Origin of the sequence: Faecalimonas umbilicata (assembly GCF_004346095.1) — a bacterium.
Lineage (GTDB): Bacteria > Bacillota > Clostridia > Lachnospirales > Lachnospiraceae > Faecalimonas > Faecalimonas umbilicata.
Map to the genome: position 1 here is coordinate 18980 of NZ_SLZV01000024.1, position 21468 is coordinate 40447.

The following is a 21468-nucleotide window of genomic DNA, read 5'->3' on the forward strand; positions in this document are numbered from 1 at the left end:
ACGGTTGAGGGTGAAATAAGGATATGCTATAATTTACGCAGAAGCATGCAAAAAACAGCAAAATAGATAGAAAAGGAAGAAAACATGGACAAGCAAGAATTGAAAAAATTGATTGATACAGCAGCAGGAAGGATTCCGGCGGATCTTGTGATCAAAAACTGTAAAGTGGTAAATGTATTTTCGGGAGAAATTATTAGCGGAGATATTGCAGTCAGTGGGTCTAAGATTGCGGGAATTGGAGAATATGAAGGGCGAGAGGTTGTGGATGCAGAAGGCTCTTATGCGGTTCCGGGTCTGATTGACAGTCATATTCACATTGAATCTTCTTATGTTACACCGGAGGAGATCGGGCGGCTTTTAGTACCTCATGGAACGACAACAATCATTGCGGACCCACATGAGATTGTAAACGTCTGTGGGATCCGAGGGCTGGATTATATGATGGAGGCAGCAGAGAGGACTGCATTGGATATTCAGTATGTGGTTCCATCCTGTGTTCCGGCGACACCATTTGAGCATGCAGGTGCTGTGATCGGTGCAGCCGAAATGGAAGAGCCAATTCAGAGAGAGGGGATCCTGGGGCTTGGAGAATTTATGAATTTTCCGGGAGTCATTGGGGCAGACGATAGTGTCCTTGAGAAATTGCTTGTAGCCAAGCGGGCCGGAAAGGTGATCGATGGACATGGACCTGGAATCAGTGGCAAGGAGCTGAATGCTTATGCGGCGGCAAGGATTCTTGCAGATCATGAATGTTCTACGGTGGAAGAGATGAATGACAGACTGGCAAGAGGGATGTACATTTTACTCAGACAGGGCTCTGCGTGTCATAATCTGAGGACGCTTCTTCGCGGGGTAACGGGACAAAACAGCAGACGATGTCTGCTATGCTCGGATGATCGTCAGCCAAAGACAATTCTGCAAGAGGGACATCTGGACAATCATTTGCGAATCTGTCGCGAAGAGGGAATAGATGCGATTACGGCAATCCGTATGGCAACATTAAATGCCGCAGAATGCTTTGGGCTGCGTGAAAAGGGAGCGATTGCACCTGGCTATCAGGCGGATATTGTTCTGATGAAGGATCTGGAACAATTTGAGACAGAAAAAGTGTGGATTGGAGGGAAACTGACCGCAGAAGATGGCAGATATCTTCCGGAGACATCGTATGCAGATATTGCGCCAGTCAGAGGAAGTGTGATTGTCAAAGATTTTTCGAAAGAGAAATTGAAAATGCACTTGAAGTCGAACCGGGTAAATGTCATTGAGATACAGCCAGGCGGTGTTGTCACAAAGAAGACAGTTGAGGAGATCAAAGTAGATGAAAACGGAGAATTTATCCGGGATCCTCAAAAAGATCTCGTGAAGATTGCGGTTGTGGAGAGACATCAGGGAACTGGAAACGTCGCATGTGGATTCTTAAAAGGATACGGGATCAAAGAAGGAGCGGTGGCGCTTTCTGTGGCCCACGATTCCCATAACATTATTGCAGTCGGTGTCAGTGATGAGGAGATTACATTTGCGGTAGAAAGTCTGATCAAACAGGAAGGCGGCATTGTCCTTGTAAAAGAAGGCAAAATCATCGAAGAAATGCCTATGCCGATCGCAGGACTGATGAGTGACAGAAGTGGGGAATGGGTGGACCAGAAACTGACAGAGATTCATGAGAAAGCTTATGCAGAACTTGGAATCTGTGGGGAAGTCGAGCCGGTCATGACACTTTGCTTTATGTCACTTGCAGTGATCCCGGAGCTCAAACTGACAGATATGGGATTGTTTGATGTGACAACATTCCAGTTTATTTCGGTAGAGGCAGAATAGAGAAGTCTGAGAGTTTAAGACCGAAAAGAAGGCCATTTTTTTGGAAAAATGAAAGGCAGGTACAAGGTCTGAGCTTTTTGGAAAGAATTTGAAGTTTACTATAGTTTATGCTATACTCGTTTGGATATGGGGTTAGATAGAAATCCTCATAGGATAGCAATAGATTAGATGTTTTAGAAGAAAACAGAGTGATGATGAAAAAAGGAAATTTGGAAGAAAGGATGGATTATGGGAAAGAGAGAAATGCCCGCAAAAGAGCATAGAACACAAAGAAGGCCTCAGGACAGCAGGAAATCTCAAGATAACAGAAGACCTCGGGACAGCAGGCGGACGCAAGATAGTAGAAAACCACAGGGAAATAGAAGACCGGAAAAAAGCCGGAGGGAGCTGGAGGAAGTTTACTATAATCCGGCAAAATCCATGGCAGGAGATAGAAGAGGATCAGGAACTAACAAAAAATCAGCGGGAAACCGAAAAGAAACTGTAAGAAAAGGTAAGAAAAAGGATGTGCTTGGCCTGATTCTGGCAGGACTGCAGGGACTGGTCTCAGTAGTATTTATGGTCATGTTATTTATTCTAGATATGCTGCCGATAGAATATCTCGGAATCATTGCTGTGATATTACTGCTTCTTTTTGGAATTACGCTGGCAACCCAGCTCCGGAAGAAGGGAAGGCATATCGGAGGAAAGATCTTTAGCTTTTTCATTATGATTCTACTGTTAGTTGCGACATATTATATAGGAAAGGCAAATGGAGCACTGGGTAAAATCTCAGGTGGTTCTTATAAAGTAGATAATATGGTAGTTGCAGTGCTGGCAGACGACGGAGCAGAGAAGATTGAAGATGCGGCATCGTATACCTTTGGTGTTCAGTATGCGATGAGTGGAGACGATGTTCGATCAGCAGTTGCAGATATCAATGAAAAGCTGGGAACAGAGATCCAGACCGTGGAGTATGGAAGTTTAAGTGAGCAGGCGCAGGCACTGCACGATGGACAGGTACAGGCGATTATTTATAATGAAGGATATACCGGAATTCTGGAAGAAGCATTTGAAAATTATTCAAAGAACGTGAAGGTCATTTATCAGCACAGTATCAAAAAAGAACTGGACAGTACAGCAGCTCAGGTAGAGGTGAAGAAAGATACTTTCAGTGTATTTATCAGTGGAATTGATGTGTTTGGACCAATTGAGACAAACAGTCGAAGCGATGTGAATATTGTTGCGACAATCAATCCGACGACACATCAGATCCTTTTGACGACAACACCGCGTGATTACTATGTGGAGATACCGGGAATCAGTGGTGGACAGAAAGATAAGCTTACACATGCAGGAATCTACGGAGTAGATGCTTCTATGAGAACGTTATCACAGCTTTATGATACAGAGATTCCGTTCTATGCGCGTGTAAACTTTACGTCCCTGATCGAAATCGTAGATCAGCTTGGCGGGGTTGACGTAGAGTCCGAGTTTGCATTTACAACCAGTGAAGATTCTGGACTTGTCATGGATGTTGCTCAGGGAACAAACCACTTTAACGGGCAGCAGGCGCTGGCATTTTCGCGGGAAAGACAGAATATCGAAGGCGGAGACAATCAGAGGGGAAAAAATCAGCAGGCAGTGATCACAGGTCTGATCAAAAAGATGATCTCACCGGCGATGCTGGTCAATGCCAACGGTATTATCAACAGTGTCAGTGGAAATGTAGAGACGAATATGTCTCAGGATCAGATTCAGGATTTGATCAAAGATCAGCTCGCCCAGGGAAAAGCATGGAATATTTATTCTGTGGCTGCCGCAGGGACAGGAGATGAGCAGGTCTGCTTCTCTTATGGCGGAGGAGCACTTTATGTGATGCAGCCGGATCAGGCATCGGTTGATACGATTCGATCACTGATCGACCGTGTAGAAAATGGGGAGACATTGGAAGGCTCCGAGATTGCACAATAGAGAAAAGAGTGAGATAAGGGCAAATGAGAGAGTTTTTAAAAAAATGGGATTTATCGGCAATCTATCAGATTGCATTAGTGATTTTAGATGTATGTTTTATTAACCTGTGTTCCGTTGCGGCGTTGCTTGTCCGCTTTGAACTGTCAGCAGTTCCGGTGGAATATTGGGAGTCGGTTCGAAGTATGATGATTCCCAATACGATCGTGACGATCGGGATTTTTACCGTATGCAGGCTTTATCGAAGTCTTTGGAGATTTGCAAGTGCGAAAGAGCTCCTCTATATTGGAGAGGCATGTATAGGTTCCTTTCTTTTTAATGCGGCAGCCTATTTTCTGACTTACAAAGAAATTTACAGAAGTTACTTTGTGATTTACACTATTGGTCTGTTCTTATGCACTTGTATTGGCAGATTTTCCTATCGATTTGTCAGAATGATTTATCGAAGCAGTGTTCATAGTGAGAACGTGCGGCGCACGATGATCGTCGGTGCGGGAGAGGCATGCAATGTCGTGATGAAAGAGCTTGAGATGAGTAAACAGCTCGATGCAAAGATCTGCTGTATCATCGATGACGATCCGAGAAAAGCCGGAACTTATATCCACGGTGTAAAAGTAGTGGGTGGCAGAGATAAAATTCTGGAAAATGTAGAAAAATATAAGATCAATGAGATTATTCTGGCAATGCCAAGTGCCAAAAAGAAAGAGATCCAGGCGATCCTTGGAATCTGTAAGAATACCGATGCAGATCTGAAGACTCTTCCTGGGGTATATCAGCTTGTGAATGGGGATGTCAGCGTTCAGAAGCTTCGCAATGTGGAGATTGAAGACTTGCTTGGCAGAGAACCGATCGATATCAAGACAGAGACCATAGGAAGATATGTGTATGATAAAGTTGTCCTTGTCACTGGAGGAGGCGGAAGCATCGGAAGTGAGCTGTGCCGTCAGATTGCAGCAAATGGAGTAAAGAGACTGATTATTTTTGATATCTATGAAAATAATGCATACGATATCCAACAGGAACTGAAGCATAAATATCCAGATCTGGATCTGGTTGTTCTGATTGGTTCTGTGCGAAACAGTAGAAAAATCAACAGTGTTTTTGCAAAATACAGACCGGATATTGTCTATCATGCAGCTGCGCATAAGCATGTACCGCTGATGGAAGACAGTCCGAACGAGGCGATTAAAAACAATGTATTTGGAACATATAAGACTGCACTTGCGGCAGATAGGTACGGAGTTGAGAAGTTTGTTCTGATCTCCACAGATAAGGCAGTCAATTCGACCAACATCATGGGAGCTTCCAAAAGGATGTGTGAGATGATCATACAGACCTTCAGCCACAGATGCAAGACGGAATATGTGGCAGTACGTTTTGGAAACGTGCTTGGAAGCAATGGAAGTGTCATCCCACTTTTCAAAAAGCAGATTGCAGCAGGCGGACCGGTAACGATTACGCATCCGGATATTATCAGATATTTTATGACAATTCCGGAGGCAGTATCTCTTGTGCTCCAGGCTGGAGCAAGTGCAAAGGGAGGAGAGATCTTTGTGCTGGATATGGGAGAGCCGGTGAAAATTCTGGATCTGGCAAAAAATCTGATTCGTTTATCCGGATATACGGTAGGAGAAGATATCGAGATTAAATTTACAGGACTTAGACCTGGAGAAAAGCTTTATGAAGAATTATTGATGAGCGAGGAAGGTCTGCAAAGTACTGCGAACGAGTTGATTCATATTGGAAAACCGATTGATTTTGATGAAGATCAATTTCTGAAAGACCTGGAAGACTTGTACCGGGCAGCTTACGCAGAAGAAGAGGGAATGAAAGAGATTGTCCACAAAATCGTTCCAACCTATCATATCAGACAGGAAGATGTGGAGAGAGACAGGAAGATCGCGAGTGAATTGATGAAAGATTTTTCAGATACGCGCTCAACACTTCCAAGTGAATTTTTAAACAGAGAACATGGAGAGAGGTAAGTATGAGAGTAGAATTTTCGCCCCCGGATATTACAGAGGAAGAAATTGCAGAGGTGATCGATACTTTAAAAAGTGGATGGATTACAACAGGACCGAAGACAAAAAAGTTTGAGCAGGAAATCGCACAGTTTTGTGGAACGACTAAAGCGGCATGTTTAAGTTCTGCAACAACCTGTATGGAGATGACATTGCGGGCGATGGGAATCGGACCGGGAGATGAGGTGATCACCTCGGCATATACATTTACAGCGACGTGCAGCGTCATCTGCCATGTAGGGGCAACCCCTGTGCTGGTAGACACGATGCCAGATTCTATTGACATGGATCCGGAGAAAGTACGGGAAGCTATCACAGAGAAGACGAAGGCAATTCTTACGATTGATCTTGCAGGGATTATTTATCCGTATTATGACAGACTGTTTGAAATTGTAGAAGAGAAGAAAGGATTGTTTCAGCCGTCATCCGAAAGACAGGAGAAGCTGGGAAGGATCTTGATTCTTGCAGATGCAGCACATGCTTTCGGCGCAGAGCGTGAAGGGAAAAAGTGTGGACAGATTGCAGATATTACCTGTTTTTCGTTTCATGCAGTGAAAAACCTTACAACTGCGGAGGGAGGCGCTGTGACATGGAAGTCTTTGACGCCTGAAGAAGATGAAGCATTATACAAAGAGTATATGTTGCTGACACTGCATGGGCAATCAAAAGATGCTTTGGCGAAGATGAAAGCAGGGGGATGGGAATACGATATTGTTGCACCGTACTATAAAGCGAATATGACAGATATTACGGCATCTATCGGACTTGCGCAGATGAAGCGTTATGCGAAAATATTACAGAGAAGAAGGCAGTTGATCGAGAGATACGATGAGGCTTTTCGTCCATATCAGGTGCAGGTGCTTAACCACTATGGAGAAGGAAGCCAGTCAAATGGACATCTGTATCTTGTGCGGCTGAATGGCAAACAGAGGGAAGAATGCAATCAGATCATCCAGGAACTGGCAAAAGCAGAAATTGCGGCAAACGTACATTACAAACCACTTCCGCTTTTGACTGCATACAAAAATATGGGATTTGCCATCGAGGATTTTCCAAATGCTTACAGAATGTACGAAAATGAAATTTCACTTCCGCTGCATTCTTGTCTGACAGATGAACAGCAGCAATATGTAATAGATACTTTTCAGAGGTTATTGAGGGAACACGGATTATGCTAAAGAGTTGGTCGGAATTACCAGAACAGATGAGAAATGATGAGGTAAAGAAATATTATAAAATTTTGAGCAAGAAAAAGTCTGCCCTGCGCATCAAGCGCATAGCAGATGTGTTTCTTGCTTTTATTTTTATGATTTTATTGTCCCCAGTCATGATTTTTATTGCATGTTGGATCAAAATAGACAGCAAAGGACCGGTATTCTACCGTCAGGAAAGAATCACCAGTTATGGCAAACCATATCGTATTTTTAAGTTTCGTACAATGGTGACAGGAGCCGATAAAAAAGGACCTCTTGTCACGGAAAAGAGTGACAGCAGAATCACAAAGGTCGGACAGAAACTGCGCAAACTGCGCTTGGATGAGCTTCCACAGTTGTTTAACATTTTGACAGGGGATATGACTTTTGTAGGGACAAGACCGGAAGTGAAAAAATATGTGGACTGCTATACGGATGAGATGCAGGCGACGCTTCTTCTTCCGGCAGGAATCACATCGAATACGAGTATTGAATATAAAGACGAAGATGAAATCATTGATGCCTATCGGGCAAAAGGAATCACAGATGTAGATGAGATTTATCTCAACTATATTCTTCCGGAAAAGATGAAATACAATTTGAAGTACATAGAGACATTTGGATTTTTCAGTGATATGAAGATTATGCTGCGGACAGCAATGGCAGTAATAAAATAAAGTTTATTGGAGCAGAAATATGAAGAAAATTGCAGTGATTACAATGGGAGTGAAGCTGAACAATGAGAAGGGATACACGAGGTTTAAATTTTTATCAGAGTTCCTTGTGGATGCCGGATATGAGGTCGATCTGATTACGACGACGTTTCAGCATTGGGAAAAGGCACAGAGAAATATTTCCGAAATACAGAAAACAAAATATAAATTTCATTTAAAATTTATCTATGAACCGGGATACAAGAAAAACATTGATCTTAAAAGGGTGTATAGTCACAGAGTTGCGGCAAAGAATCTGACAGCACTTTTAGAGAAGGAAGGAGACTACGACCTGATCTACTGTGAGATTCCTCCAAACGATGTGGCGCTTGCTGCGGCATCTTATGCAAAGAAAAAAGGAATTCCATTTGTGCCGGATGTCAATGATCTTTGGCCGGAAGCGATGCGTATGGTATTGGATATTCCGGTTGTGAGCAGCATGATCTTTCATCCGCTGCAGAGAGATGCGGAGAAAGTATATTCGCTTGTATCGGGAATCGTGGGAACTTCTGATGAATACCGGGATCGCCCGTTAAAAAACCAGAAGCTGGATGTTCCAAAAGTGACCGTTTATGTCGGCAATGAAATCAAAGAGTTTGATGCAGGTGTGGAAAAATACAGTCCGGAGATCGAAAAAGAAGAGGACGAATTCTGGGTGACTTATGCGGGAACGATCGGAACAAGTTATGATATCCGGACACTTGTTCTGACCGGAGAAGAACTGATCCGAAGAAGAAGGCTGAATATCAAGATCAAAATTCTAGGCGGAGGCCCGCTGAAAGAAGAACTGGAGCAGCTGGCCAAAGAGCATCACTGCAAAAATGTAGAGTTTGTCGGCTATATGCCATACGAAAAGATGGCGGCATATCTTGCAAAGTCAGATATTGTTGTCAATTCGTTTGTAAAGAAAGCGCCACAGAGTATCGTCACAAAAATCGGTGATTACCTTGCTTCCGGACATCCGATGATCAATACTTGCATGAGTCCGGAGTTCCGAAAGAAAGTAGAGACAGATGGATTTGGAGTTAATATTATGCCGGAAGATGAAGAAATTCTGGCAGATGCGATCGAGAAGCTCTACGAGAATGAAGATGTGCGGGAAGAAATGGGAAAACAAGCGAGAAAGATTGCCGAAGAGCAGTTTGACAGACCAGAGTCTTATAAGAAGATTGTAGAGTTGATTAGGGAGTTGACAGAGAAGTAAGTATGAAACCATTTTTTAGTATTGTAATGCCGGCATATAAAGCCGAGAAATATATTGCAGACACGTTAGCATCCATTGGAAAGCAGACTTTTTCAGATTGGGAATGTATTGTGGTAGAAGATGGTTCTCCGGACCGTACAAAAGAGATTGTAAGAGAAGCCGCAACAAAAGATTCCAGAATCCGCTTAATTGAACAGCCAAAGAATTGTGGGGTCAGCGAGGCGAGAAACCGAGGGATCCAAGAGGCCGCTGGAGAATATCTGTGGTTTGCAGATGCAGATGATACGGTCGAGGAAGACCTGCTTGAGAAAGTATATCAATCGTTGCAGAAGAACCGGGCAAAGCTTGTACTGTTTGGAATTGTTGTGGAATATTATGACCGGCAGGGGAATTTTTCTTACAATGAAATCAGGGTTCCTGAAGAAATGTATTTAACAGATCCAGAACAGATTCACCAGCAGTTGATTTATATGGAGAGAGAGACACTGTATGGATATCCGTGGAATAAGGTATATGATCTTCAATACCTGAAGAAGCTGGGGGTTACTTTTGACGACTATAAAGATGCAAAGTTTATAGAGGATATCTGTTTTAATATTGAATTTTGTATGGAGATAGACAGTATGAACTTGCTGGATTTTGCCCCTTATCACTATGCAAAGAGAGTGAACGGCAGCCTGACAAATGAATTTGTTCCAGATTACTATCATTTTTTGCGGAAGCGGATTCAGAAGTTGTATGAGCAATGCACTTACTGGAAAGCAGATACAGAAGAAAACAGACAGATTCTTGGGAGCCTGTATGGAAGGTATATTTTATCTGCCATGGAGAGAAACTGCGATCCACGTTCAGGGATGTCGCATCGGGATCGAAAAGACTGGTGTAGGAAGTTATTTGTAGATCCGCTATTTTTGGACTTAGTGATGGATGCCAAGGCATCTGACAGCAGAATGTTAAAAATTGCGTTACGGATCCTGAGGACAAAAAGTAGATTTCTCTGTCTGAGTTTTGCAAGAGCAATTCATATTGCCAGAAATCAATTTCCGATTTTTTATTCCAAAGTGAAGGCAGGGCGTTAAGATGAGTGAAAAGCAAAGAGTATTGGTATATGGAATGTCAGATAATCCAGGAGGAATTGAAACTTATCTGCGAAATCTGGCAAAAGAGCTTGCGCCGGAAATCATACTGGATTTTGTCACAGATTTTCCAGGAGTTGCATATGAAGAGGAGTTGAGAGGCTATGGCTCTAGGATTTATTATATTGGAGCCAAAAGTCAGGGATTGTTAAAACAGTGGAAGCAATTTAGAAAGTTGCTAAGGGAACATCCAGAGTATCAGACAGTGTATGGAAATATTTTGAATGCAGGGGCTGTCTTTACTTTGATCATTCCATGGATCTACAGAAGAAAGATTGTGGTTCACAGTCATAATGGGGCGGCAGATAATGAAAGACTTCATAAAATTTGCAGACCGTTTCTCAATGGTATTGCAAAACAATTTGTCGCCTGCTCAAAGCTTGCGGGAAGTTTTATGTTTGGACAAAGAGTTATGGAGCACAAAGATGTATTGATCATGCCAAATGCGATTGAAGCAGAAACATATGCGTATGATCCAATGGTTCGGGAAGAAGTCAGGCAAGAATTGGGGATCCAAGAGAACTTTGTAATCTGCCATGTGGGGAGAATTGCACATCAAAAAAATCCGAAAGGTGTGATCGATATTTTCAGCAGCTGTCTGGAGGAAGAAAAAGACTGTGTACTTTTATATGTCGGAACAGGAGAACTGGAACAAGAAATAAAAAATTATGCAGCACAAAAAAGGGTTGCCGACAAAGTAAAATTCCTGGGAGTCAGAAAGGATGTTGAAAGATTGATGCAGGCGGCAGATTGCTTTTTGTTGCCGTCCTTTTATGAAGGTCTTCCGATTGTTGCAGTCGAAGCTCAGGCGGCAGGTCTTCCGTGTTTTCTCTCAGATCAGATCAGTGAGGAGACAAAGCTTTCAGACCTTGTGGAATTTTTGAAGCTTGGCGATACTAGACTGTGGAGAAATGTAATATTGGAAAACCGGGGAAAAGAAAGAAAATCTCGCTTGCAGGAGATCATCGGTGCGGGATATGACTTGAATCATCAGGAGAAAAAAATAGAGCAATTAAAAAAGAAATTTTAAGATATGGGGAGTATCCGTGTGAAAAAATATTGTATTGTAGAAAAGGGATTAAACGAACAGCATGCAGGTTCTAAAGCAAGAAATGACGTGGCAGATACACTGATCAAAGAAGGATGGAATCCTCTGCGCGTCAGCCCTCCGGTCATAAAGGAGAATGTAAGCTATGCAGAGCGGATCCGGATGGGATTGGTTCTGATGAAAGACTGGAGGAAGGTTACAAAAACAGTTAAGGAAGAAGATCAGATTTTGATCCAGTATCCATTGGAGATGTATCCCAAGGTTGCAATGCTGGCGCTTAGATATATCAAACAGTTAAAAAGAAAAAAAGTAAAGATCATTATCTTGATTCATGATATAGAAAGTCTTAGGACACAGGATAAAAAGCAAAAAGAATGGTATCAGCATGCAGAAAAGTCATTTCTGTGCCTGGCAGACGATGTCATCGCCCATAATAAAAAGATGATCGGATATCTAAAAAAAATAGGGTTGGATACGAGAATACATGCTCTTGAGATATTTGACTATCTGGTGGAAGCGGAAAGTATCCAAAAAGCCGAAACAAAAGAAAATCAAAATGCAGTTATCATTGCAGGGAATTTGTCGGAAGAAAAAGCGGGATATGTGTATCAGCTGGATCAGGTGAATGCAGAGTTTCGCTTATATGGTCCAAATCTGAACACAGAGGCGGTTGGAACAGGCAATATTACTTACAAAGGTTCTTTCCCTCCAGATGACCTTCCGCGTGTATTGCACGGGAAATTTGGACTTGTGTGGGATGGAAAAAGTATTGACGAGTGTGGCGGAGAATTTGGGCAATATATGCAGTACAATAATCCGCATAAAACATCACTATATTTGGCAAGTAAGCTTCCGGTTATTGTATGGGAGAAAGCAGCGATAGCAGAATTTATCAGAGAGAATCAGCTGGGAATACAGGTGGGGTGTCTAAGAGAGATTCCAGAGAAACTGGCTGCGCTTACCGGGGAAACATATGACGAGATGCTTCAGAACGTGTCTGCTATGGGAGAAAAATTGCGAAAAGGAGAGATGTTGCGAAAAGTTCTGAGAGAGATAGAGAACTTAGAATAGGAGGAAATAAGAACCTATGTTGATTTATTTATTATTTGGACTCTTGGTAGTCTTATATGGAATACTCTATGTAAAAGTGAATAAAGACATATTTACTCCGGCGCTACTATTTTTGTTGGCGTACATAGTGAGTGTGGGATGTGCATTATTTAATGTAGAACGATGGGGAATTTCTATGATTCCAATGACATTTTTTGTGCTTTTAATCGGAGCAGCGGAATTTGTTGTGATTGGTGTTGCGATTGACAGGAAATATAAGAAAAGATACGAGGGCACCAGAAAAAAAATCGCAGTAAAAGAAATTGATCTTCCATGGTGGAAAATTATAGCTGCAAGTGCATTTTGTGCGGTTTATATTGCATTGTTGTATTTTAACATGATTGAAATTGCAAGCAGAAATGGAAAATTCAACACACTTTCGCAAGCGCTTAATATTTTTAAAGAAGTAACTTCAGTTACTTTAAAAGAATCATTGCCATGGTGGCTTGGACAGGTAGAGCGAATCGCTATGTTATGCGCGTATATTTTCTTGTATATTTTTGTCAATAATCTTGTTGCAACAGGGAGAAGAATGACAAAAGAAAAAGCTTTAAAGTTAGGAGCGTGTCTTCTTCCAGTTTTGCTGCATTTGTGTAATGGATTTTTAGTCTCAGACCGATTACAAATGCTTCAAATTTTAGTTGGAGGAATTGTTATTTACTTTTTGATTTGGTCGTACCATACCGGGAAAGCATATATCTCTATCAAAACAATAGGAATATTAGCAATTGCCGCTTGTGGAGGATTAGTTCTTTTCTATTTAAGTGCCAGCCTCGTAGGAAGAATTAACACAAAAGGATTGCTGGAGTATATTACCTTTTACTGTGGCTGTTCTATTGAGTGTTTGAATCAGTTTTTCAAACATCCACCGGCAGCTTCAGAAATCTTTGGAAAAGAAACTTTTTATAACTTAAATTTAAAATTATATAATTTAGGCTTATTGAACTTAGATAAATTTTATCCGATTCACTTGGAATTTAGATATTATGGGGATGTCATGGTTGGAAATATTTATACGGCATACCGCAGATGGATCTATGATTTCGGGTATATCGGAGCGATGATCCTGCAGGGAGTGATGGCAGGAACAATGAGTGTTTTTTACAACAAATTAAAATATAGAACTTTTAAGAATACGGGATTTTGGTTAGTATTGTATTCTTACATAGTTTATACGATTGTATTTCATCCAATCGATGGATACTTCTATTTGCAGGGAGTTAGTCAGACTTTTGTGACAACACTGATTTTGCTTGCGCTTATGTATTGGTTTTTTGTTACGATGAAGGTGAAATTCAGAGGTGGATTCGCTGTATATATTAATGAAAAATGGAAGTTTGAGAAATTTCATTTTTCAAAGAGTAAGGAGAAAAAGAACAATAAATGAGAATCAGAACAGTAAAATTTAATTTCATTATGAATGCTATTTTGACGGTCTCGTCCATTTTATTTCCGCTGATTACATTTCCGTACATATCAAGAGTTCTTCTTGTAGAGGGAAGTGGAAAAGTGGCATTTGCGACATCCGTTGTTTCTTATTTTACAATGTTTGCAACATTGGGAATTCCGACGTATGGGATTCGGGCTTGTGCACGAGTGAGAGATGATAAGGAAAAACTCTCGCAAACTGTGCAGGAGTTATTAATCATTAGTGGGATTACAACAGCAATCACATATGCTATATTTTTTATTCTTTTATTTATTATACCACAATTTGCAGGACAAAAAGAACTTCTCATTGTCATGGGAGTAAGCATAGGGTTAACAACAATAGGGGTGCAGTGGTTTTATAGTGCTCTGGAACAATATTCTTATATTACGGTCTGTGCGGTTCTGTTTAAAATTATAGGTCTTATTCTAATGTTTTTATTAGTGAAAGAGCCCAAAGACTATATTATTTATGGAGCAATTCATGTAGTCGGAAGCTTTGGATCTTATATACTTAATTTTTTGCGCTTGAGAAAGTTTATTACATTAAAAAAGCAGAATAAATATAATTTAAGACAACATGGAAAAGGGATTTTGACATTCTTTTTACTTTCTGTTGCAACAAGCGTATATTTGAATTTAGATCTGGTGATGCTTGGGTTCATGAAGGGGGATGTGGAAGTAGGTTATTACAATGCAGGGATAAAAGTAAAAACAGTCCTTGTAACATGTGTAACATCATTGGGAACAGTTCTTCTTCCGAGACTTTCTTATTATATTCAACAAAAGAAGAAAGAAGAATTTCAAAGAATGGTTACAAAAGCATTTCAGTTCGTACTGGTTGTTTCAATTCCTATGACAGTATATTTTATTATTTATGTAAAAGAATCTATACTGTTTCTTGCGGGAGAATCATTCTTGCCAGCGACAGCAGCCATGATTATTTTAATGCCTACATTGATTTTGATTGGACTGTCTAATATAACGGGAATTCAGATATTAACACCGCTAGGAAGAGAAAGTAACGTTGTATGTTCAGTTGCAGCGGGAGCAGTATTAGATTTCATTTTAAATCTAGTATTAATTCCGAAGTTTGGTTCAACAGGAGCTGCATTTTCAACAACTATGGCAGAATTACTTGTATTGATTGTGCAGTGTATATATTTGAGAAAGCAGTTGTGGGAAATGGTAAGACATGTTCAAGTGTGGAAAATAGTTGTGGCAATTATGTTCGCATCTATAGTTGGAGTAATATTCCAGAATAAAATAACAATGAATGTGTTTGGAACATTATGTGTATCAGCCATTTTATTTTTTGGAGTATATGGGGTCATTTTGCTGATATTAAAAGAAGACTTTGTATCTGATACTGTAGAGTCATTATTTAAAAAAATATGGAGAAAATAGGAGATGAGGAAGAATGAGGATAAATTGTAAAGATTATTGGAATGAGGTATAATGGTTTCAATAAGTAACCACTTGTTTGAGGGAGTAGATTATTGTTGATAGTTCAATTGTACAGTATTCAGAAAGAATGGGGTGCTTTTCTTGCGCGAAATATTTAGAGTTGATTCTCTTGTAGGAGTAAAATATTCGACTTGAAGTATCCGTTTTACCAGACTTAATATGTTAAATTATGGAGGAAGTTAAGAGCATAAAGTAAATACAAAAGATGGAGGGAAAAATGGCTATTTATGTGACTCAATCTTCTATGCCTGACTTAGAAGATTATATTAAAGAAATTAAACCAATATTTGAAAGTAAAATTTTAACAAATATGGGACCAATCTATAAAAGGTTTCAACATCAATTAATTGAGTATTTAAAGGTTCCGTATTTATCTTTATTTGTGAATGGGCACATGGCATTAGAGATGGGAATGCAAGCTATGGGATTAAATATTCCAGAGGGAGAAGTGATTACAACACCCTTTACATTTGTTTCCACAACACATGCAATTTCAAGAAATGGGTTAACACCTGTATTCTGTGATATTAAGCCGGATGATTATACAATGGATCCAGATAAAATTGAAGAATTGATTACAGATAAAACTGTGGCAATTATGCCAGTGCATGTGTATGGAAATGTTTGTGATGTAGAGAGGATAGAACAAATTGCAAAAAAATATAATCTAAAGGTTATTTATGATGCGGCACATGCTTTTGGATGTACTTATAAGGGGATAGGAATTGGGAATTTTGGTGATGCATCAATGTTCTCTTTCCATGCGACAAAATGTTTTCATTCGATAGAAGGTGGTGCGGTAGCATTTAAAGATTCTTCCTACAGAATCAATTTACATGATTTGAAAAATTTTGGGATCCATGGACCAGATGATGTAGTCAGTATTGGAGGAAATGCAAAACTGGATGAGTTTCGTGCTGCAATGGGTATTTGTAATCTAAATAGAATTGCTATTTGTATTGAAAAGAGAAAGCAAGTTTATCAAAGATATATAGAAAGACTATCAGGAATAGATGGAATTAAATTATGTTCACTTCAAGAAGATGTAGAACCCAATTACGCTTATTTTCCGGTATATTTTTCGAAAGAACAATTTGGGAAAAATAGAGATGAAGTAGATGAATTGCTTAAAAAGAATGAAATATATGCAAGAAAATATTTTTATCCAGCTGTAAATGATATGACTTGTTATAAAGATCAATATAGTAAATATGAGACACCTATTGCAAGGGATGTTTCTTTAAATATTTTGACATTACCGTTATATGAAAACTTAGAATTGACAGATGTGGATAAAATTTGTGATGTGATTTTGTCTAAAAAATAATATTACATATATGAAGTAGGAGAAATTAGATGACGTTTAGTAAACATAAATTGAATTTCAAGAAAATAATTACCGTTTTTGGTGCGTACATGATTGCTTTTTTTCTGTTTGTAAGTACTGGAGGGGCATGGGCATGTGATGTTTCATTATCATTAGAACAAGAACAACTTTATTGGTGGCTGTTAGCTGCTACGATTATTGTAAGTTTAGGATTGTTTTTGCTAAATACAAATAAAGTAAATCATTTGTCAATTAATAATAAGAAAAAGATTTTTTTATTTTTTATATGTTGTATTACATATATATATCAGTTTCAAGGAAACTTTAATTGGTATTTTTCTTTTTTCTTTTTATTAATTGTTTGGTTTATGTTTTTTTTATATCAAGCAGAGGATTCCAATATTGTTTGGAAAGCGTTCATAAATATTGCTGTGATATATGCTATAATTTCATTGATTTTTTATTTAGGAGGGACATGTCTAACACTTATTCCGGAAAGTGGAAGAACTTCTTTGATATGGGGAACTTGGACTGAGGATATACGCACGTTTCACAATATATATTATGAGTCTCAAAAGCTTTATCTAAATGAAACACTTTATATACCAAGAAACTGCGGTATTTTTCCGGAAGGACCAATGTATAATTTTGTTTTATGTGTTGCTTTGGCAGCTGAGATGTTTCTTTCACAAAAAACGCACTGGTGGAAAGTGATTTTACTGGGAATTACAGCATTAACTACTTTTTCAACTACAACTTATGTATTTCTCATCGCGGTATTTGTTTTATATTTAGCAAAAATAGTTTTTTCTCAAAAGGAAAAATCTATTCATAAAGCGGCATTTTTGTTATTGGTATTGTTGGGAAGCATTTTAGTAGTGGGTATCTTATTAAACAAACTGACTACACCATCTGGGGCAGGATCAATGAATGTTCGAACAGATCATCTTATGGCATGTTTCAAAGCATGGTTGGATTCCCCAATTATTGGTGTGGGGTTTCAAAACCAGGAGGCAGTGTTAGCATTTGCTGAATATAAACAAGGCATAAGTATGGGATTGGTATATTTTATTGCCTGTGGTGGTCTTTTGATGACAAGTTTGCTAGCAATTCCATATATTATGAGCGGAATCCATGCATTTAAAACAAGAGAATATAACGAATTTATTTTTGAAACATTGTATTTATTGTTATATTTTATTACTGCTGTTACGACGTATCCAATTCTTAGATTTTTTATAGCATATATTTTACTTTATGATTATGAAAAAAATTTTTGCATAAAAAGAGATGATTGGGTAGAAAAAAAGTTAAATATATTTTTAAGTTCAAGAAATTACAGTATACAAACATATGTGCAAATAATTAAAAGGAATAAAAGTAAGATTTGGGTGACATCTACTGGAGTTTGCATAGCAACATGTACTTTTCTAGTGCTTAAAGAAAAGGCTTTTTCTTTGATGTTTATAGTTTATAGTTTACTTGGCTTTTCGACCAGCGTTCTACTTATCTTATTATTTTTGTATATCACACTAATTATAAAAAAAAATAAAAAAATGAAATAAGATAGAAGTAGTCACAATCGATTTTAACATAAGATATGGTCTGATAATTTAGATGGATAAAATGTTAAAAAATAATAGTAATCAAATAATTTAGATATTTTCAGGATTTTGATAGTACATCATCCATCGATGTATATTCATTTTTATGATAATTAGGGATTTGCTCATTGGTAATTTTATTGTTAAAGATAACGAAAGAGTATAATTATAGGAAAGGGCTATATTATAATGAAAGAGATGATAGTAAAGGATAATTTTATTAATCTTAGCGATGTAAAAGAAATACCACATCCCGAGTTGTTTCGGGAAGTTGCTAAAGTAATCGCAGAAGATACATTGCAATATATCAACGAACATGATACAAAAGTTGAACCGAAGAAGTCGTTTTATACAAAATATGGGAAGCGGTTTATTGATATCGTAATATCATTTTGTGCATTGGTTCTTACTTTGCCGATAAACTTAATTATTGCGATATGCACTTTAATAGATGTGGGATTTCCGATTTTTTTTAAGCAGAAGCGCGTGGGTAAAGATGGAAAAATATTTACATTAGTCAAATTTCGCAATATGACAAATAAAAAGGATAAGAATGGTGATTTGCTTCCTCCAAGTCAAAGAGTAACTCGATTTGGGAAATTTGTGAGAAAGACATCGCTTGATGAGTTGCTTAATTTCTGGAGTATTTTTAAAGGTGATATGAGTCTTATTGGTCCAAGACCACTCTTGGTTGATTATTTGGATTCATATAGTGAGCGTCATATGATGAGACATGCTGTCAGACCTGGACTGGAATGTCCTATATTGCAAATTAAAAAAAAGGAACTTACTTGGGCAGATCAATTTGAAAATGAAGTGTATTATGTTGAAAATGTGAGCTTCTTGCTGGACATAAAAATGGTTTATGGTCTTGTTAAGATGGTGTTTGATAAAAAAACAACAGCAATACGAGGAGGTGCATTTCGTGGGAGTTTCATGGGATATAATCGAGATGGAAGTAGTATTAGTTCTTTAAAAGTACCTATGAAATATTATGAAAAAGCTGTCGAGAGATTAGGTTATTAAAAATAATAGTATAAGGAGAAAACGCATGAAATTGGATAAAAAGAGAATTTGTTACATACTACGCAGTAGATATCCTAAGATATTTGGAATTCGAAAAGGATTGCAGAGATTAAAAATTAAAAGACTTTACAGATGTTGCTTATCCGCAAAAGAAGTAGAAGAATGTGAAAAAAATCCATCAAAAAAAGCAGAAATCATTACGCCATATTTATCAAAATGGAAACGGTATTTAAAACCATCGATAGAAGAGATGGAAGACATATTAGAGAACTCACCTATATATAAAGATAGGGAAGATAAGGATTATCTTCGAACAGACATGTTATTCTGTAGATTAGCTTATGGATTTATACCATCCGAATATGCAGGATTCGAACTGGAAAATAAAACACCAGAGCAACGAAGAGAATTTGCGTCAGATATTGATATGAACGTATTTGGATATTCTGTGAATGATATAAAAGAATTGCAGAGTATTTTAGATAAGGGAGATGGCTATCTTCGATTTTCCAATTATTTCAAAAGAGATGCAATTGTAATTAAAAATAAGGGTGACTATGCGCAGTTTCATGAGTTTGTTAAAAAACATCCTATCTTTGTAAAAAAAGTGGTTTTTTCCAGTATGGGAAAAGGTGTTGAATTAGTTAATATTAATGAGATCAGTGAAAACGAAAAGGATTATTTTGAAAAATTGGTATCTACAGGTAAATATTTGCTTGAAGAAAAAGTCTGTCAGCATGAAGAGATGGCAAAATTTAATAAATCTAGTGTGAATACCATTCGTTGTATTACATTTAAAACTGATAAAGGAGTTGAAACCCCATATGCTTTTATGCGCGCAGGGCGGAATGGATCATTTGTTGATAACGCAGGTGCAGGGGGGATTGTAGTAGGAGTTGATACAAAAACAGGAATTTTGAATACAGATGGTTATGATGAATATGGGAGTCACTACTTCTGTCATCCAGAGACAAAAGTGGTTTTTAAAGGGAGTCAAATTCCCAAGTGGGAAGAACTAACGAGTTTATGTAAAGAAGCAGCTGTAACAGTAAAAGATATAAGCTATCTTTCGTGGGATTTAGCTTATACAGAAAAAGGTTGGGTGGTTATTGAAGTAAATGAGGTAGGACAATTTATCATACCCCAAATTGTAATGAAACGGGGAATCAAGAGAGAATTAGAAAAGAGTTTAAACAGAATGAAAAAAGTTATATAAAAAATTGTATCTTAGAGGAGCGTATGGTTATGATAAAAATCAGTGTAATAGCACCTGTATATGGGGTAGAAAAATACATACATCAATTTTTAGACAGTATAGAAAAGCAAACATTACAAGATATTGAAGTTATTCTTGTAGATGATGGAAGTCCCGACAATTGTCCTCAAATATTAGATGAATTTGTTCAAAAGGATAGTCGATATAAGGTCATACATCAGAAAAATGCAGGTGTTTCTATGGCAAGAAATGCTGGGCTAGTCCAGGCTACAGGAAAGTATGTTTATATTGTAGATTCTGATGACTGGCTAGTAGAAAATGCATTGGAAGAACTTTGGAATGTAGCTGAAAAAACAAATGCGGATTTAATATATGGTGATTATTATTTAGAGAAAGAAGGAAAAACAGAACTTATACATATTTTTGACAAAAATTTCCAATCAGAAAATGTAAAAACAATAAAAACAATGCATTGTGCTGTAAATAATAATGATTTGAGCTCTCCGGTAAAATGTCAGGAATTTGATAGGATTAATCATTTTGGTGGTGCCCCATGGAGAGCATTGATTCGTAAAGCAGTAATAGATAAAAATCAATTGAAGTATGATCCATATGTGAAAGGATTAGGAGACGATATTTTATTTATGCTTCATGTGTACGAGTACGTAAAAAGTGTAGCATACGTACAAAAGCCGATTTATCATTATCGGATTATGGAATTGTCCTATTCTCAGGGGTATAAGAAGAATATATTGGAATCGTATGAGTTGATTTTTGACAGAATGGAAAAATATCTAAATGATTACAATAAGGACAAAGACTATTGGAATGGATACTATTTTAGAGTACTTATATACTTTCAGCATGCAATGGATCGTTACTTCAAAAATGAAAACAATCCAAAAACAAAACAAGAACGTATGAATGAGATGAAAAATGTTCTATCCACATCTCCATACAAAGAGGCGATTCGGAATCTGCCCCTTAGTATGGTGGCTAACTTCAAACAGAAAGTTACAGTTATTTTATTGCGTTTTAAATGTTACAGATTGTATTGGATGTTAAAAAAATAAGATTTGTAAAACAGGTAGAAAATGTTAAGGCAAGAGAAAAAAATAGTTTTCGTATGTTTAATTTTGTAAGGAATGCTTTTTAACAATGGCTTTATTTATTTTTCCACAGATAGTTTTTCTTTAGGTATCATGGA

Annotated in this window: 16 protein-coding genes; all 16 read left to right on the forward strand. The window is 38.0% G+C overall.

What is annotated here, in order from left to right:
• Positions 1-84: 84 nt before the first annotated feature.
• The gene (gene ade / locus EDD74_RS11230) at positions 85-1818 is read left to right on the forward strand and encodes an adenine deaminase (RefSeq protein ID WP_116441012.1); all 1734 of its coding nucleotides are present in this window, start codon (positions 85-87) and stop codon (positions 1816-1818) included.
• A gap of 228 nt (positions 1819-2046) precedes the next feature.
• The gene (locus tag EDD74_RS11235; RefSeq protein WP_116441013.1) at positions 2047-3771 is read left to right on the forward strand and encodes an LCP family protein; all 1725 of its coding nucleotides are present in this window, start codon (positions 2047-2049) and stop codon (positions 3769-3771) included.
• Positions 3772-3794: 23 nt separating this feature from the next.
• Complete coding sequence (locus tag EDD74_RS11240; protein WP_116441014.1) at positions 3795-5753, forward strand: polysaccharide biosynthesis protein; 1959 nt, start codon at positions 3795-3797, stop codon at positions 5751-5753.
• A gap of 2 nt (positions 5754-5755) precedes the next feature.
• A complete protein-coding gene (locus EDD74_RS11245) occupies positions 5756-6967 on the forward strand; it encodes a DegT/DnrJ/EryC1/StrS family aminotransferase (protein WP_016441269.1) in 1212 nt (403 codons plus the stop codon).
• Positions 6961-7659, forward strand: a complete 699-nt coding sequence (locus EDD74_RS11250; protein ID WP_016441270.1) for a sugar transferase — start codon at positions 6961-6963, stop codon at positions 7657-7659. Before EDD74_RS11245 ends, EDD74_RS11250 begins: the two co-directional genes overlap by 7 nt.
• Positions 7660-7678: 19 nt before the next feature.
• Positions 7679-8899: a glycosyltransferase family 4 protein gene (locus EDD74_RS11255; RefSeq protein ID WP_016441271.1), complete on the forward strand. Its 1221-nt coding sequence runs from the start codon at positions 7679-7681 to the stop codon at positions 8897-8899.
• Between the two features lie 2 nt (positions 8900-8901).
• Positions 8902-9978: a glycosyltransferase family 2 protein gene (locus tag EDD74_RS11260; RefSeq protein ID WP_116441015.1), complete on the forward strand. Its 1077-nt coding sequence runs from the start codon at positions 8902-8904 to the stop codon at positions 9976-9978.
• A gap of 1 nt (position 9979) precedes the next feature.
• Positions 9980-11065: a glycosyltransferase gene (locus tag EDD74_RS11265; protein WP_116441016.1), complete on the forward strand. Its 1086-nt coding sequence runs from the start codon at positions 9980-9982 to the stop codon at positions 11063-11065.
• A gap of 18 nt (positions 11066-11083) precedes the next feature.
• Positions 11084-12154, forward strand: a complete 1071-nt coding sequence (locus tag EDD74_RS11270; RefSeq protein ID WP_242990043.1) for a glycosyltransferase — start codon at positions 11084-11086, stop codon at positions 12152-12154.
• 16 nt (positions 12155-12170) lie between these two features.
• Entirely contained in the window at positions 12171-13580 is a 1410-nt protein-coding gene (locus EDD74_RS11275) for an O-antigen polymerase (protein ID WP_116441018.1), read from the forward strand.
• Positions 13577-15028, forward strand: coding sequence for a flippase (locus tag EDD74_RS11280; protein ID WP_116441019.1), 1452 nt, complete (start codon positions 13577-13579; stop codon positions 15026-15028). Before EDD74_RS11275 ends, EDD74_RS11280 begins: the two co-directional genes overlap by 4 nt.
• A gap of 277 nt (positions 15029-15305) precedes the next feature.
• Positions 15306-16415, forward strand: coding sequence for a DegT/DnrJ/EryC1/StrS family aminotransferase (locus tag EDD74_RS11285; RefSeq protein ID WP_116441386.1), 1110 nt, complete (start codon positions 15306-15308; stop codon positions 16413-16415).
• Positions 16416-16444: 29 nt separating this feature from the next.
• On the forward strand, positions 16445-17980 hold the full coding sequence (locus EDD74_RS11290; RefSeq protein WP_116441020.1) for an O-antigen ligase family protein: 1536 nt from the start codon (positions 16445-16447) through the stop codon (positions 17978-17980).
• Positions 17981-18208: 228 nt separating this feature from the next.
• Positions 18209-19045: a sugar transferase gene (locus EDD74_RS11295; protein WP_116441021.1), complete on the forward strand. Its 837-nt coding sequence runs from the start codon at positions 18209-18211 to the stop codon at positions 19043-19045.
• Positions 19046-19070: 25 nt separating this feature from the next.
• A complete protein-coding gene (locus tag EDD74_RS11300; RefSeq protein ID WP_242990045.1) occupies positions 19071-20261 on the forward strand; it encodes a sugar-transfer associated ATP-grasp domain-containing protein in 1191 nt (396 codons plus the stop codon).
• Between the two features lie 29 nt (positions 20262-20290).
• A complete protein-coding gene (locus EDD74_RS11305) occupies positions 20291-21334 on the forward strand; it encodes a glycosyltransferase family 2 protein (RefSeq protein ID WP_116441022.1) in 1044 nt (347 codons plus the stop codon).
• The last annotated feature ends 134 nt before the right edge of the window (positions 21335-21468 follow it).

What these genes read in the sequence shown, in the direction of transcription:
- ade (WP_116441012.1), top strand. Translation starts at nt 85, where the DNA reads ATGGACAAGCAAGAATTGAAAAAATTGATTGATACAGCAGCAGGAAGG.
- EDD74_RS11235 (WP_116441013.1), top strand. Translation starts at nt 2,047, where the DNA reads ATGGGAAAGAGAGAAATGCCCGCAAAAGAGCATAGAACACAAAGAAGG.
- EDD74_RS11240 (WP_116441014.1), top strand. Translation starts at nt 3,795, where the DNA reads ATGAGAGAGTTTTTAAAAAAATGGGATTTATCGGCAATCTATCAGATT.
- EDD74_RS11245 (WP_016441269.1), top strand. Translation starts at nt 5,756, where the DNA reads ATGAGAGTAGAATTTTCGCCCCCGGATATTACAGAGGAAGAAATTGCA.
- EDD74_RS11250 (WP_016441270.1), top strand. Translation starts at nt 6,961, where the DNA reads ATGCTAAAGAGTTGGTCGGAATTACCAGAACAGATGAGAAATGATGAG.
- EDD74_RS11255 (WP_016441271.1), top strand. Translation starts at nt 7,679, where the DNA reads ATGAAGAAAATTGCAGTGATTACAATGGGAGTGAAGCTGAACAATGAG.
- EDD74_RS11260 (WP_116441015.1), top strand. Translation starts at nt 8,902, where the DNA reads ATGAAACCATTTTTTAGTATTGTAATGCCGGCATATAAAGCCGAGAAA.
- EDD74_RS11265 (WP_116441016.1), top strand. Translation starts at nt 9,980, where the DNA reads ATGAGTGAAAAGCAAAGAGTATTGGTATATGGAATGTCAGATAATCCA.
- EDD74_RS11275 (WP_116441018.1), top strand. Translation starts at nt 12,171, where the DNA reads ATGTTGATTTATTTATTATTTGGACTCTTGGTAGTCTTATATGGAATA.
- EDD74_RS11280 (WP_116441019.1), top strand. Translation starts at nt 13,577, where the DNA reads ATGAGAATCAGAACAGTAAAATTTAATTTCATTATGAATGCTATTTTG.
- EDD74_RS11285 (WP_116441386.1), top strand. Translation starts at nt 15,306, where the DNA reads ATGGCTATTTATGTGACTCAATCTTCTATGCCTGACTTAGAAGATTAT.
- EDD74_RS11290 (WP_116441020.1), top strand. Translation starts at nt 16,445, where the DNA reads ATGACGTTTAGTAAACATAAATTGAATTTCAAGAAAATAATTACCGTT.
- EDD74_RS11295 (WP_116441021.1), top strand. Translation starts at nt 18,209, where the DNA reads ATGAAAGAGATGATAGTAAAGGATAATTTTATTAATCTTAGCGATGTA.
- EDD74_RS11300 (WP_242990045.1), top strand. Translation starts at nt 19,071, where the DNA reads ATGAAATTGGATAAAAAGAGAATTTGTTACATACTACGCAGTAGATAT.
- EDD74_RS11305 (WP_116441022.1), top strand. Translation starts at nt 20,291, where the DNA reads ATGATAAAAATCAGTGTAATAGCACCTGTATATGGGGTAGAAAAATAC.